The 15288-nt window shown below is 42.8% G+C and carries 10 protein-coding genes and 1 pseudogene; 3 read left to right on the forward strand and 8 right to left on the reverse strand.

Features of this window, described 5'->3' with window-relative positions:
* Window positions 1–93: 93 nt before the first annotated feature.
* The 6 genes from FD17_RS02150 to FD17_RS02175 all read right to left on the reverse strand — a co-directional run bounded on the left by FD17_RS02150 (window position 94) and on the right by FD17_RS02175 (window position 8209).
* On the reverse strand, window positions 94–1056 hold the full coding sequence (locus FD17_RS02150; protein ID WP_057823200.1) for an ABC transporter ATP-binding protein: 963 nt from the start codon (window positions 1054–1056) through the stop codon (window positions 94–96).
* The gene (locus FD17_RS02155; protein WP_057823202.1) at window positions 1053–2150 is read right to left on the reverse strand and encodes an ABC transporter ATP-binding protein; all 1098 of its coding nucleotides are present in this window, start codon (window positions 2148–2150) and stop codon (window positions 1053–1055) included. Before FD17_RS02155 ends, FD17_RS02150 begins: the two co-directional genes overlap by 4 nt.
* Before the next feature lie 10 nt (window positions 2151–2160).
* A complete protein-coding gene (locus tag FD17_RS02160) occupies window positions 2161–3189 on the reverse strand; it encodes an ABC transporter permease (RefSeq protein ID WP_057823204.1) in 1029 nt (342 codons plus the stop codon).
* Window positions 3190–3203: 14 nt separating this feature from the next.
* Window positions 3204–4124, reverse strand: a complete 921-nt coding sequence (gene opp3b / locus FD17_RS02165; RefSeq protein ID WP_020281006.1) for an oligopeptide ABC transporter permease — start codon at window positions 4122–4124, stop codon at window positions 3204–3206.
* Between the two features lie 118 nt (window positions 4125–4242).
* Window positions 4243–5859, reverse strand: coding sequence for a peptide ABC transporter substrate-binding protein (locus FD17_RS02170; RefSeq protein ID WP_057823207.1), 1617 nt, complete (start codon window positions 5857–5859; stop codon window positions 4243–4245).
* A gap of 727 nt (window positions 5860–6586) precedes the next feature.
* Window positions 6587–8209 carry a peptide ABC transporter substrate-binding protein gene (locus FD17_RS02175; protein WP_057823208.1) on the reverse strand — a complete coding sequence of 541 codons (1623 nt, stop codon included), beginning with the start codon at window positions 8207–8209 and terminating at the stop codon, window positions 6587–6589.
* Between the two features lie 296 nt (window positions 8210–8505).
* Here FD17_RS02175 and hflX point away from each other — a divergent pair, with 296 nt between their 5' ends.
* Both hflX and FD17_RS02185 read left to right on the forward strand, forming a co-directional pair.
* Window positions 8506–9792: a GTPase HflX gene (gene hflX / locus FD17_RS02180; RefSeq protein WP_057823210.1), complete on the forward strand. Its 1287-nt coding sequence runs from the start codon at window positions 8506–8508 to the stop codon at window positions 9790–9792.
* Window positions 9793–9866: 74 nt separating this feature from the next.
* Window positions 9867–11231: an APC family permease gene (locus FD17_RS02185; protein ID WP_057823211.1), complete on the forward strand. Its 1365-nt coding sequence runs from the start codon at window positions 9867–9869 to the stop codon at window positions 11229–11231.
* A 58-nt stretch (window positions 11232–11289) separates the two neighbouring features.
* On the opposite strand, the gene FD17_RS02190 is transcribed toward FD17_RS02185, so the two are convergent.
* Complete coding sequence (locus tag FD17_RS02190) at window positions 11290–12240, reverse strand: zinc-binding dehydrogenase (protein ID WP_057823213.1); 951 nt, start codon at window positions 12238–12240, stop codon at window positions 11290–11292.
* A 12-nt stretch (window positions 12241–12252) separates the two neighbouring features.
* Window positions 12253–13239 (reverse strand): annotated as a pseudogene (locus FD17_RS02195) (LacI family DNA-binding transcriptional regulator).
* Window positions 13240–13434: 195 nt separating this feature from the next.
* On the opposite strand from FD17_RS02195, the gene FD17_RS02200 reads away from it, so the two are divergent.
* A complete protein-coding gene (locus FD17_RS02200) occupies window positions 13435–15102 on the forward strand; it encodes a glycoside hydrolase family 13 protein (protein WP_057823215.1) in 1668 nt (555 codons plus the stop codon).
* The last annotated feature ends 186 nt before the right edge of the window (window positions 15103–15288 follow it).

Below are 15288 nucleotides of genomic sequence, written 5' to 3' on the forward strand. Positions count from 1 at the left end.
ACTTGCATCTAACAGGGGCCGACCAAAAATCAAACTCGATTTTCGGTCGGCCCCTGTTAGATTTCAGTCTCTAAACGCTTGGTTCCGCACACTCTATTTTTTTAACCGTGAATCTTCCTGTGCGCGCTTTTTATACATAGGTATTTCATCTTCGCTGGCCCGTACCCAGTGATGCGGTACGATTTCCACTAATGAACGTTCCTTGCCGTCAAATTCTTGGCTGGCATCATATGGAATTTGCACACGTGCCCGCTCGTACTCTGGATCCGGCACTGGGACCGCCGACAGTAGACTTGCCGTATAATCGTGCAGTGGATGAGCATAAATCTCATCCGAACTGGCAATTTCCAGCATTCTGCCGTAATGCATAACCCCAATCCGATCACTGATGTACTTAACCATTGAAAGGTCATGAGCGATGAACAGATAGGTCAAATTTCGTTCACGCTGCAGCTTCTTCAACAGGTTAACTACTTGGGCCTGAATCGAAACATCCAACGCTGAGATTGGCTCATCAGCGATAATAAACTCTGGTTGAACCGCCAATGCTCTGGCAATCCCAATCCGTTGACGTTGACCACCTGAAAATTCATGTGGGTAACGACTGGAATGGTCTTTATTCAAACCAACAGTTTCCAGCAAATCTTCAACCTGCTTGGAACGATCAGCATCGTCCTTTGCCAAATGGTTAATGTCAATTCCTTCAGCAACGATATCTTTAACTTTCATTCGTGGGTTCAATGAGGCATAAGGATCTTGGAAGATCATCTGCATATCACGTCTGAAAGTCTGCTTTTGCTTCTTGGAATCAAGTTTTGAAACATCTTGCCCATTGAAGATAATCTTACCGGACGTTGGTTCGTACAAATGAATGATTGCCCGTCCAGTCGTGGTTTTACCAGAACCGGATTCACCAACCAATCCAAATGTTTCACCACGATAAACATCAAAGGTAATGTCGTCAACCGCACGAACCTCGTTGGCTTTACCAATGTTGAAGTATTGTTTCAGGTGTTCAACTTGTAATATTTTATTTTCATCTGAATAATCGATCACAGTTGTTCCTCCTGTTCTTCAACATGATTACCCTTGCTCTTGTTCAGTTCCTCATGAACAAGTTCAGCATAGTGTTTTTGACGTTCAATGATTGGTGCTGGTGGGGTCACTTTAGGCGCTCTTGGATCTAATAACCAAGTTGCCGCATAGTGTGTATCAGACACCTTGAAGAATGGCGGCTGCTTTTCAGTATCAATTTTAAGTGCATATTTATTACGGGCAGCAAATGCATCCCCAACTGGTGGATCCAACAAGTCGGGTGGTGTTCCTGGAATTGAAGGCAATTCAGTACCACTTGTATCCATCGTCGGCATTGAGTTCAACAGTCCCCAAGTATATGGGTGCTTTGGATTATAGAAGATTTCATCAACTGTTCCATATTCCACGATCTTACCGGCATACATAACGGCAACCCGATCAGCCATTCCGGCAACAACTCCCAAATCATGGGTGATGAAAATGATCGAGGTGTTGGTCTTAGCCTGTAATTCCTTCATCAAGTCCAAAATCTGAGCTTGAATGGTCACATCCAAAGCCGTTGTTGGCTCATCGGCAATCAGAATTTCCGGGTAGTTGACCAAAGCAATCGCAATCACGATTCGTTGTCTCATACCACCTGAAAATTGGTGAGGATAGTTGTTGATCCGCTGTTCGGCGTTTTCAATTCCAACTAATTTCATCATTTCCAATGCCTGGGCATAGGCTTTTTCACGTTTCATACCCTTATGAATAATGAGGGGTTCGGCAATTTGCTTACCGATCTTCATGGTCGGATCCAGTGAAGTCATTGGGTCCTGGAAGATTTCGGCAATATCTCGGCCACGAATCTGATCCATTTGCTTTCTTGACTTCTTTAATAAATCCTGACCTTTGAACATAATTGTTCCACTGTCGATCACAGCGTTGGGTGAATTTAACCCCATAATACTTCTTGTGGTAACAGTTTTTCCTGAACCGGATTCCCCAACAATCGCAAGGGTTTCACCTTTTCTCAGGTCAAAGCTGACATCTCGAATCGCTTTAACAGTACCGGCATAAGTATTGAAGTTGATTTTGAGATTTCTTACCTCAAGAACATCTTTATCGTTTTCCATCTCAAAACACCTACTCTCTACTCTTTGGATCAAGGGCATCACGAAGCCCGTCACCCAAGATATTAAATGCAATCATTAATACTGAAAGAACGATTGCTGGATACCACATCTGATATGGCAAGAACTGGAAGTTCTTCTGCCCATCGTTGATCAAAGTACCAAGTGATGCTTGTGGTGCACTGATACCTATACCAATGTACGACAGGAAGGCTTCAAAGAAGATCGCCGTTGGGATGGTGAACATCAAGTTAATGATGATGACACTACTCAAGTTCGGCAATAAATGCTTGAAGGCAATCTTCCAAGAACTTTCACCCAGCGTTCGAGCCGCCAGGATAAATTCCTGATTCTTTAGTTCCAGAGTTTGCGCCCGGACCAGCCGGGCCATGTTAATCCAACTGGTAATCGCAATTGAAAGGATAATTGCGGTCATACCTGGTTTCAATACCAGGATTAACAGAACCATAACAACCAAGTTAGGAATTGACAGCATGATTTCAATGATTCGTTGCATCAAAGTATCAACTCTGCCGCCGATCCAACCTGAAGTGATTCCGTAAACAACACCGAATGCCAAATCGAAGAAACTGGCAATCAAGGCAATTTCAAGTGAAATTCGAGTACCATATAAAATTCTTGAGAACAGGTCTCGACCAAGGTAATCGGTCCCTAAGATATAGAAATGGTTCCCAGCATGAGCTTGCGCATATGCGTTGATCCGTTCACCGGATTGCTCGATAGTTCCATTAAATCCGTTAATATCAATGCCCGGAATCTTGGGTGGTAAGTTCGCCAAGTTCGGGTTGGTTGCATTTGGATTATGTGTTTCAAAAATAAATGAGAAAAACGCTAGGATGAACAGAATAATCAACAGGACTAAAGCGATCATAGCTGCTTTATTTTTTCTCAATCGACGCCACGAGTCTTGTAAGAAAGTTAAAGATGGCGTTGCGATTTTTTCGTCGTCCAGCTTGGCACGATCAGCACCGGCAATTGGTGTGAAATCGTCAGCTGAAGTTTGTTTTGCATTGTCTGCCATTATTATTCTCCCTCCTACTTATTAATTCTGATTCGTGGATCAATCAATCCATAAACGATGTCAGTAATTAACAGCACAACACAAAGCATCGCACTATAGACAATTGTCAGTCCCATGATAGTTGGGTAATCGTTGGTCAAGATTGACTTAACGAATTGTTCACCAATACCAGGAATCGAGAAGATGTTTTCAACAACCATTGAACCGGTCATGATGTTAACGGCCAAAGGTCCAATAATGGTAACAACTGGAATTAAACTGTTACGCAAAGCATGGTGGTAAATAATTCCAACTTTGTTGAGCCCCTTGGCTTTCGCAAGCTCGATATAATCCGAGCTGAGCACGTCCACCATTTCCGTCCGCATGAATCGGGCGGTTTCAGCTAACGGCGACGCGGCCAACGCCAAGGTCGGCAGGACGGTATACATAAACCCGCCCCAATCGGCAATTGGGAATAACCTCAGCTTCAAGCCCAGGTAATACTGCAACAGTACCGCCAAAACGAATGAAGGAATTGAGATAAACAGAATTGAAATGATGGTAGCTGAAGTATCAACCCAGGTATTAGCCTTGATTGCACCAACAGCTCCAACGATTAATCCTGCAAGAACCCCGAGGACCATTCCTTGGCCACCAATAATCAATGATGGTCCAAGACGGCTGGAAATCAGATATGAAACCGGCTGGTTACTGAACTGGAATGAAGTACCGAAGTTACCATGAATCACTCCGCCCAGATATACCAGGTATTGCTGCCAGACGGGTTTATCCAACCCATACTGCTTATAAATCTGATGAATCTGTGTCGGTGTCAGCTTGGCTTGATTGGTCAATGGAGTACCTGGCATTAATTTCATCAAGAAAAAGGTGATTGTAGTGACGATAAACAAGGTCAGAATAATATAAAATATTCGTTTTCCCAAGTATTTTGCCATAAGTGTTCCTCTCATTTCTAATTATGTTGTAACTATTTTTTCATAAACCCCATAATAATGTAAAAGAGGCCGGATTTCAATAACCAGCCTCAAATACATTGAACTGTTCATTTAATAATTACTTAACGTAAGCCTTACTAAAGTCATACTGTGGTGATGTTGTAAAGGCTTGAACACCCTTAACAGATGAACGTACCAAAGCGGCTTGTCCTTGTTGATAAAGTGGAACAATTCCTTGATCCTGCATCAAGATCTTTTCAGCAGCGACCATATCGTTCCAACGAGCAGTTTCATTGTTGGCATCTGTAGATTCAGATTTCTTGATCAAAGCATCGTATTGCTTGTTTGACCATTTTCCATCGTTATATGAATTGTTTGATGTCATCAAGTCCAAGAAGTTACTTGGATCTGGATAATCGGCAATCCATGCAGATGTAACCAAATCAAATTGTTGACTTTCTGAACGAGACAATTTTGACTTAAATGGAATGCTTTGAACGGTAATCTTCAAACCAGGTAATTTTTCAAGTTGACTTTGGATAAATTCGCTTGATCGCTTACTATCATCGTCATCGGAGCCCAACAAGCTCAAGCTCAATGACTTCTTGCCCTCTTGTTTCAAACCTTTTGCGAATAAGGCCTTAGCTTCTTTCAGATCATAGTCGGTACCAGCCTTCACATAAGCTTGGGAAGCAAAGTCTTTACCGTTATGCTTAGCCATGCTTGCAGGAACAAATCCTTTAGGAGTGATATCCCCACCCTGCATAACTTTATTAACCATTTGTTTCTTGTCAATTGCCAATGCCATCGCTTTACGAATATTAACATTTCTTAAAGCTTTGATCTTCTTTTGGTTGAATTCCAAATAAGAAGTTGATGCTTGTGGGAACACCGTGTATGCTTTGTTCTTCTTATTGTTGGCAGCCAGAGTACCACTTAAAGTGGTGTAATCAAGCTTGTTACTGTTGAAACTGTTCAAACCAGTTGATGGTGTCTTAACAGCTTGGAAGTTGATCGTCTTAACTTTAACATCTTTGGCATTCCAATACTTGGTATTCTTTACAAGCTTCCAAGTATCGTTGGTACCATTCCAACCTTTAAGAATAAATGGGCCATTATAGCTATTCTTTGTGGAATTAGTTGCATAGTCATTACCATATTTGGAAACTGTCTTAGAATTCTGGGGGAAGAATTCGGGTTGGGTAACCATATATTTAAAGTAACTTTGCGCCTTATTAAGCGTAACAACGAACTTGTAGTTACCTTCAGCCTTAACCCCAAGTTTAGAAGGTGACATCTTACCAGCGTTGATCTTTGCTGCATTCTTAATATTGGCAAATATGTATGCATATTGTGAAGCCGTCTTTGGCTTAACGGTTCTTTGCCATGAGAATACGAAGTCTTTGGCGGTAACAGGATCTCCGTTGTTCCACTTAGAATGACGCAGATTAAATGTCCATGTTAACCCATCCTTGGACACGCTATAACTTTTGGCAACCCCCGGATTGGCCTTGTTGTTTTTAGCCATTCGAAGAAGTCCTTCGTTTGTACCATTGGCAACTTGTGCTGAATACAAATCAATCATCTTTGAAGTATCCATAGTTGAAATTGCTGCCGGAGTACTCCAATTGATCTCCTGTTTCTTAGATTGTGAAGACTTGCTCCCACACCCTGCGAGGATAAGTCCAGTAACGAGGACAACCCCACCGAGTTTCGCTAATGAATTAATTTTCATGTTGCGATACTTCCCTTCTTGATATGAAATATAAATTTTGTGATGCCCTTATTTTAAATTAAAATTTGATTAAAAGCAAACCAAATCCTGCTTTTTATTCAATATGCCTATTACAAAATTGGTATAGCAGGGTATTTGTGAAATCACAATTGCCATATTGACGGTGGTTTATACGTTCTGTTTCACTTATAAATAAATAGTGAAATGATTGGTCGAAATGATTTTCCGGGTAAAATACCAACCAATTATGACAATGGACCGCACAAGGTGTAAATCGATTCACAGATTCAATCAATCCTTTACTCACAATATGAGGAGGGAGTGCAAATGTGGGATATGCAAGAATTGTGTATAAAAGGAGCGGATTTATCCCAAATGTGACATCGTTGTGATAGTTGGGTGTGCGTTTTATGGCTTAGTTATTCGGCGGTGTTGCCGGCTAAAAGACTGCCTGGCCTACTTGGTACTGTACAAGGAAAAGCAGTCAACGATGAACACGAAACGTTCATCATTGACTGCTTGGGTTTGTGCTCGCATTGGTCATTTGTTTTGAGGCTGCGGGATTTGTGTTTGTTATTTTATTTACTGCTCCCTTCGGCCTTTGAGCTATGCTCCGACGACCCAGGGGCCTACTGTACAAGAAAAAGCAGTCAACGATGAACACGAAACGTTCATCATTGACTGCTTTTCCTTGTACTCCGGTCCCTAAACGGGTCTCGTCGCACACTTATTTCACACTAATCTTACTCCAATTCCACTGTGGTGCTGTTGGGAAGAATTCCACGCCTTGAATCTTTGGCTTCATCAATGTTGAAATTGCTGGTTGATACAATGGAACGATTCCTTGATCATTCATCAGAACCTTTTCTGCTTCAACCATGTCTTTCCAACGAGCGCCTTCATTGGCAGCATCTGTTCCTTCAGACTTCTTAACCAACGCATCATACTTGGCGTTGCCCCACTTACCATTGTTGTATGCATTCTTGGAAGTCATGATATCCAAGAAGTTGCTTGGATCTGGATAATCAGCGTTCCATGCACTAATAACCAAATCAAATTGGCCGCTTGCAGAACGTGCCAGACGGGTCTTATATGGTACGTTTTGGTTGGTAATCTTAACACCAGGGAGTTTTGTCAACTGACTCTGGATAAACTCAGTTGAACGTTTGGCAACATCAGTATCATCTGAGAGTAACGTCAGGTTAACCGACTTCTTGCCGGTTTCCTTCAATCCCTTTGCCCAATACTTCTTGGCTTCGTTCAGGTTATATGAAACGGCACTCTTAACGTATGATTCATCCGCAAAGTCTTTACCGTTACGTTGTGACATATCATCTGAAACAAATCCCTTAGGTGCCTGTGAACCATCAGCGAGCACTTTGTTGGCAAGTTGTTTCTTATCAATTGCAAGTGAGAATGCTTTCCGGATGTTCTTGTTCTTAAACATTGGGAATTTCTTCTCGTTCATTTCCAGGTAATAGATAGAAGCTTGTTTGTACAAGTGATAGTTCTTATCGTTCTTATACTGTTTAACTTGCGTTCCACTTAATGTCGTGAAGTCCAGCTTGCCGCTTTGATACCCATTCAAAGCAGTGTTTGGATCCTTGATTGCTTGGATGTTCAAAGTATTAAGCTTAATTGACTTAGCATTCCAGTACTTAGGATTCTTGACCAGTTTCCAATTATCATTGGTACCGTTCCAACCCTTTAATACAAATGGACCATTGTAACCATTCTTTTGAGCATCAGTTCCGTAAGCGGAGCCATACTTTTTAACGACAGAAGTTTCTTCAGGGAAATAGTAACTTTGAGCAACCATGTACTTGAAGTAACTTTGTGGCTTAATTAAGTGAACAACCAGTTTGTAGTTACCTTCCGCCTTAACACCAAGTTTCGACAAAGGCATTTTGCCGGCATTGATTTTTTCGGCATTTGGAATGTTATTGAAGATATACGCATACTGTGAAGCGGTCTTTGGATTAACAGTTCGTCGCCATGAATTGACAAAGTCACTTGCAACAACCGGCTTGCCGTCATTCCACTTCGAATGACGAAGATTAAATGTCCAAGTTTTACCATCCTTTGAAACGGTATAATTTTTGGCAACTCCAGGAACAACTGAATTGTTCTTGGACATTCTCAAAAGGCCTTCATTAGTTGCGTTAATGTTTTGACTCGAAATCAAATCGGTCATCTTTGACGCATCCATAGTATTGATGTTAGCAGCCACCATCCAATTGGCAGATTGCTTTTTGCTGCCTGAATCGGAAGACTTACTGCCACACCCCGCTAAAACAAGAGCGGTGAGTAGTCCAACGCCACCGATCTTTAATAATGATTTTGTTCTCATAAATATGAAACTTCCCTTCTGTTTATGTATTATCTGTGAACTTATTCATTTTAAATTAAAATTTGATTAAAATCAATGCCAATTTTACAAATTCGGCAATTCTTTATTACCAATGGATGCAACGTATACAATTAGATTGGTTGCTGTAATAACAGCCAATTCATAACATTCGATCACATTTTCTCTAATAATTGTGAAAAGGGGATTGTTTCATCTCCATGTCATCCACACTTTGTCTACGAATTAATTACATTTGTGTGTTATACTTGAACACATAATTTATTAGGAGGCACCACATGGATTTACAAGAAAGCTTAACTCCTGTAGTAACGATTGGACTCAATCGAAGTTCAAGCAGCTTTGATTATTCAATGACAGAATTGAATAACCTGGCTGAAGCAAATAATATGAAGGTTGTTGAAACCCTGGTCCAAAAATTGGACAAACCAGATCCCGCCACCTACTTCGGTAAAGGCAAGATTGAAGAGCTGACACAAGTCATCATTGATGATGGTGTTGACACCGTCGTGGCAAATGATGAATTGTCACCCAGCCAGATTCGAAATATCGAAAAGAACACCCATGCACGAATCATCGATCGAACCGGCCTGATTCTTGAAATTTTCGCCAACCGGGCACAATCCCGGGAAGCCAAACTTCAAGTTGAACTTGCCAAATTAAAATACCAGCTGCCACGTTTGCATACCAGTGCCAGCCAGCGTTTGGACCAGCAAACCGGTACCAGCAGTGGTGCTGGTGGGGCCACCAACCGTGGTGCCGGTGAATCACAATATGAATTAAACCGCCGGACCCTTGAAAAACGAATTACCCATGTTAACCAGGAACTTAAAGAAACAGCCAAGGCGGATCAGACCAAGCGCAAGCAGCGTGACCGCAGTGAAATGCCGACCGTTGCCCTTGTCGGGTATACCAACGCCGGCAAGTCAACCGTTATGAACGGCATGATCAACCTCTTTGGTGAAAATGAAGACAAACAGGTTATGGTTAAGAACATGTTGTTTGCCACATTGGACACATCAGTCCGAAAGCTGACCCTTCCGGATCAAAAACGTTTCCTATTAAGTGACACCGTTGGGTTCGTCAGTCAACTGCCTCACCAATTGGTTCAAGCTTTTAAGTCCACCCTTTCCGAAGCAGCTAACGCTGACCTGTTAGTTCAGGTTGTCGATTATTCCGATCCCCATCGTGAATTGATGATGAAGACCACCGAAGATACTTTGAATGAAATCGGCGTCACCGGGGTTCCAATGATTGTCGCTTTGAACAAAGCCGATAAGATGGAAGTCACCTTCCCATCAAGAGAGGGCGATAACCTGATCATGTCAGCAATGGACGAAAAATCACTGCAGGAATTAACCACAATGATTAAAGAAAAGATCTTTAAGAACTATCAGAAGCTGACACTCCTGATTCCATTTAGTGCCGGCGACATTGTTTCCTATTTAAATGAAAACACCAATATCGAGAAAACCGACTACCGCGATGATGGCACAGTCATCACGGCGGAGTTAAACGATGTTGATGCCAAACGATTTGAAAAGTACGTCTTACCAGCTGAGTAAGTAACTGGTTAAGAACAATTTTGAGGTTTATTTATTTTCGTAATTTTTGAGATGAGAAGAGAGGAAGAACAACCATGAAAGAACAAAAGGAAGTCACGTTGGACAGAGACCTTGGCCTCTGGTCAGCGCTATCACTTGTGATTGGAACAATTATCGGTGCCGGTGTTTTCGTCCGTCAATCAGCCGTATTAGACGACGCCGGCTCAACATCAATGGCCCTGTTTGCTTGGCTTGCCGGTGGTATTTTGACTATCACCGCTGGATTGACAATTGCTGAAATTGCTTCGCAAATGCCTGAAACCGGTGGCCTGTACGTCTATATGGAGCGGATTTATGGTAAGCTTTGGGGCTTTTTGTCCGGCTGGATGCAGATCATTATCTATGGCCCGGCAATGATTGCTTCGCTTGGCGCCTACCTTGCGATTTTGCTATCCGATTTCTTTGGCTTCCCAAGTAAGTACAATGCCATTCTTGCCATTGTCACAATTATCTTAGTCGGTATTTTAAATTTATTCTCTAACCGTTATGGTGCTACTTTTGCTATTATTACGACCGTCTGCAAATTGGTTCCAGTTGCAGCTTTGATTATCTTCGGCCTCTTCTTCGGTAACGAAAACGCCTTTGGTCAAAGCCTGGTTCATGTTCATCAATCCGCCGGCAACTTTGGGGTTGCCATCTTAGCTACTTTATTCGCTTTTGACGGATGGATTTTGGTTGCCAACCTGGGTGGTGAAATTAAGAACCCTCGTAAATTACTGCCACAAGCCATTACCCTTGGCATCTTAGCCGTCCTTGTCATTTACCTGTTGGTTTCCTATGGTGTTTACCGTTCAGTTCCAGCAGAACAGATTCACCGTTTGGGCACTAGTGCCATCCCTTACATTGCCAACCAGGCATTTGGTGAAGTTGGTGGAAAAATTCTCAGTATCGGAATCATCATTTCAATCGTTGGCTGTATGAACGGTAAGGTCATGACTTTCCCACGGATTATGTACGCAATGGCAAAACGTGGCCAGCTGCCATTCTCAAAGACTTTGTCATACCTGCACCCAAAGTCGCATACACCAATTTTTTCAACGATCGCAGAATTGATCATCGTTACGATCATGATCATCTTCTCTAACGCTGACCGTCTTTCAGAATTATGTATCTTCACTGTGTACTGCTTCTATGTCATGGCATTCGTTGGTGTCTTCTTGTTAAGAAAACGCAACCCCAACCAGCACCGGGTATTCTCAACACCCTTGTTCCCAATCACACCGATCCTGGCGATTGGTGGATCTCTATTCGTGATTGTCAGTGAAATCATGTCGGATCTTCCGGGTGTTTTAACGTCATTCATCTTTGTCGCAGTTGGAATCCCCGTATTCTACTATGAAAGTAAAAAATATCGTGAACGTGAAGCTGCAAAAAGCGCATCGATCGATAATGAAGATTAATCATTGAACCATTAAAGCCCACAAACAACCTGCTTGTGGGCTTTTTGAATGCGTTCATTTAAAGTATCACAACTGCTTTTCCAAAACTATCATGACTGTCAAGATAAGCTTGAGCATCAGCAGTATGCTTCAGATCAAACGTTTTGGTTGGTGCCACATCAATTTGATTATCATTAATGATATCGAACAAATCATCGAACTTCTGTTGGTTAAGGGCTCCTGATTCAAAGCTGGTTAAATAACCACCATTCAGTTGAGAAATGGGTTCAAAATGAGTGAGATCCCATACACCACCGAGTTCACCGGTGACACAGGTAATGCCCTCATTCTTAATGAATTGCATTGAATTCGGCAATGAGAGGGCACCAACCAGTTCAAGAATCCGATCGTATTTCTTATCAGTCTGGAGTTGATTGTCTTTATCGAGGACAACTTCATCAAAGCCGACTTTCTTAAGTTCGTCCGCTTTTTCCAAATGCCTTGTTGAACCTACCAACTTAATCGACGGTGCCATCGCCCGAGCCAATTTTCCGGCTGCCACCCCAACCCCGCTGGTTGCACCACGAATAAGCAGCGAATCAGCATCATCAAGGCGCAATTTAAGTAAGGAACCATACGCTGTCCCATATGTTTCCGGAACGGCTGCCAGGTCCTGAACATCGAGTTGGGTATCAACTGAGTAGATGTGGTTATTTGGCAATAATGTATATTCTGCATAACTACCGTTAAATGCACGCCCCATGCCACCCATGACAGAAACCACAATTTGACCTTTTTGAAGTCGTTTTGGATCAGTTGTCTCAACAACCTCCCCCACACATTCAATGCCAAGGATCCGCGGCAATTTAACCGACGGGGACCAGCCATTTCTGGTAAAGATTTCCGAGCGGTTAATTCCAAATCCTTTCACTTTCAGCAATGTCCACCCATCTTTAATCTCAGGCATTGGTACATCTTCATAAGATAAGGCGGTCGGTCCACCCGGGTGTCGTAATACGACTGCTTTCATATTGATTGCCTCCTAGACACTTTCACGTTCAGTAATTTTGATTGGCGTATACATCGAATAGAAGTCTTTGAACGACTCACTGACCAACATGTCCATCCCCTTGGCGCCCATCTCAAAGAAAGATTGGGTAAGGCTTGTCAGCTTCGGTCGGACAATATCACAAAGATAAGTGCCATCAACTACAAGAATGGCCAATCTGTCTGGGACCTTCATGCCATAACTCATCGCCTGATTGAGGATGCCAATTCCAGCGAGGTCACTGGAAGCAATCATTGCGGTAAGTTCTGTGTCTTTTCCATAGTGCTTCATGGCACTGACCCCGTCAGAATAAGTAAAATGGCCGTGGCGCACCCAGTCCTCGTTGAATTCGAGTTGGTTGTCACGCATCGCATCCCGATAGCCCTCATACCGTAAATTACCGATAAACGAGTGCAGATCAGTGGCAATGAAGCCGATCTTACGATGGCCCTTATTAATTAAATACTTGGTGGCCTGGTAGCCAATATCAAAATCATTTGACGAAATAAAAGGAAATTCGCTGTTTTTCAACGTCATTGATATGAATAGAAATGGGATATTGGCACTTTCCAATAAGGTTTCATTTGCGGGATCCAAATCAATTGCGACCAGTAGAATTCCCATAACCGATCGTTCAATCACTGTCTGAATTGCTTTTGCTTGGACGGCTGCATCCCCTTCACCGGCAAATATGATCATGACACTCAGCCCACGGACAAGGGCCTGCTGCTGAATCCCTTTCAAAATCTGATCGGAAAAGTTTGTCTCCGTTTAGCTGACCAGCACGGCAATCACATTGCTGCGCCGGGTAACCAGCTCAACCGCGTTTTTATTCCGTTGGTAACCCAACTTTTTGGCAACCTCGCGGACCTTTTTTGCGGTCTTTTCCGAGTAAAAATCTTTTTGATTGGATAGGACTCTTGATACTGTTGCCGGTGAAACACCTGAAATCCGGGCAATATCTTTGATTGTTGCAGCCATTTAATCACCTCTCAACCCACATTATCTTCGGCTAATTCTCTGCTGACAATTATACCATATGGGGTTATCCTTGTTTTTTACTCAAACGTTTGTGATACGATGATATAGGGATTGCAAACACACATCACTGATGTTAATATCAACGAAACAGGCCATCTAATTCAGTGGCCGACTTTAATGGAGGTACATATACTAATGACACACAAATGTTGGCAAAATGCCGTTGTTTATCAGATTTATCCACAAAGTTTTCAAGACAGCAACCATGATGGTATCGGCGATCTGCCGGGCATCGTCAGCCGGCTGCCGTATCTGCAAAAATTAGGTGTTGATGTCTTGTGGCTCAACCCAATTTACGACTCACCCTTAAAAGACAACGGTTATGACATCGCCGACTATGAAAAGGTTTTGCCAACTTATGGCTCAATGGCGGACTTTGATCAGATGCTTAAAGAAATCCATCATCACGGCATGAAGCTCTTAATGGACCTGGTGGTGAACCACACGTCCGACAAGCATCGTTGGTTTCAAGAAAGCAAACAATCAAAGAATAACAAGTATGCCGACTATTATATTTGGCGTGACCCGGTAGACGGCCATGCACCCAATAACTGGAGTGCTGCTTTTGGCGGACCGGCTTGGACCTATGTGCCTGAGCGTGGGCAATACTATCTCCATTTATTCTCTCCCGGCCAACCTGATTTGAATTGGGAGAATCCCCAGGTCCGCGAATCGGTTTGGAACATCATGCGGTTCTGGCTGGACAAAGGCGTCGATGGTTTTAGAATGGACGTTATCAACTTGATTTCAAAGCCGGCTGGATTACCCGACGCACCGGAACCTGCCACTTACGGGATTGTCGAAGACTTAGTGGCTGATGGTCCTAAATTAAACGATTATCTGCATGAAATGAATGACAAGGTTCTCTCGCACTATGATGTCATGACGGTTGGTGAAATGCCCGGCTCAACCCCCAAGGACGCAATTGCATATACGGGCTTGGATAGTCATGAATTGAACATGGTCTTCCAGTTCGAGCATGTTCACTTATCACCGAATCCAGATCCACGTTTGGGTAAATGGGACGATACCCCGGTCAAGTTAACCGAGTTAAAGCAGGCACTGTCACGTTGGCAAAAAGCGCTTGATGGCAAAGGTTGGAATAGTCTGTATTGGAACAACCACGACCAGCCGCGAGCCGTCTCAAGGTTTGCCACCGATGATCCAAAATATCGGGTACGAGCAGCCAAAATGCTCGGCACCACCCTTCACATGATGCAGGGAACGCCGTTTGTATATGAAGGCGAAGAACTGGGTATGACCAACGTTCAATACACCAGCCTGGATCAATATGAAGATCTGGAAGCCCTCAATTCCTGGCATGAGTTGGTTGATCAGGAAAAGCTTGTCGATCCGCAAACGATGCTGAAATACCTCAACAGCCGCTCACGTGATCATGCCAGAACACCGATGCAGTGGGATGACAGCAAAAATGCCGGTTTCACTGACGTTAAGCCATGGTTCGCACTAAATCCCAACTACAAGGATATTAATGCCAAAGAAGCTGTTGAAGATAAACAATCAGTTTTCTATCATTACCAAAAACTAATCGAGTTGCGTCATGATTCTGATTTAGTGAAATTCGGTACTTATGAAGAACTCGACCCTGATGATGACCTGGTATTCGCCTACCGACGCCATTATGAAGGTAAAACGCTGTTGGTCATCAGTAACTTCACGGATCAGACTGTTACACGGGACTATGATCAAGGTAAGGCATCAAAGTTGGTCATCAGTAATTATGATGATGATAAGGGTGCTGAAATTCGGCCTTATGAAAGTAAAGTTTATTTATTTGGATAATTGAACATCTATGGTAAATCCCTGTTATGTGTGCGCATCTGCACATTCAACAGGGATTTTTTGACGTTATCAGCAAAACAAAACGGCGAGCAAAACGTAATACATAAATAGTTATGGATGCTATAATGAAACCGAAAAGTTTAGGCCGTTGATTTTATTGACCTGAACTCGTCATTAGAACAAGGG

The sequence above is a fragment of the Lentilactobacillus sunkii DSM 19904 genome, from assembly GCF_001435575.1.
GTDB lineage: Bacteria > Bacillota > Bacilli > Lactobacillales > Lactobacillaceae > Lentilactobacillus > Lentilactobacillus sunkii.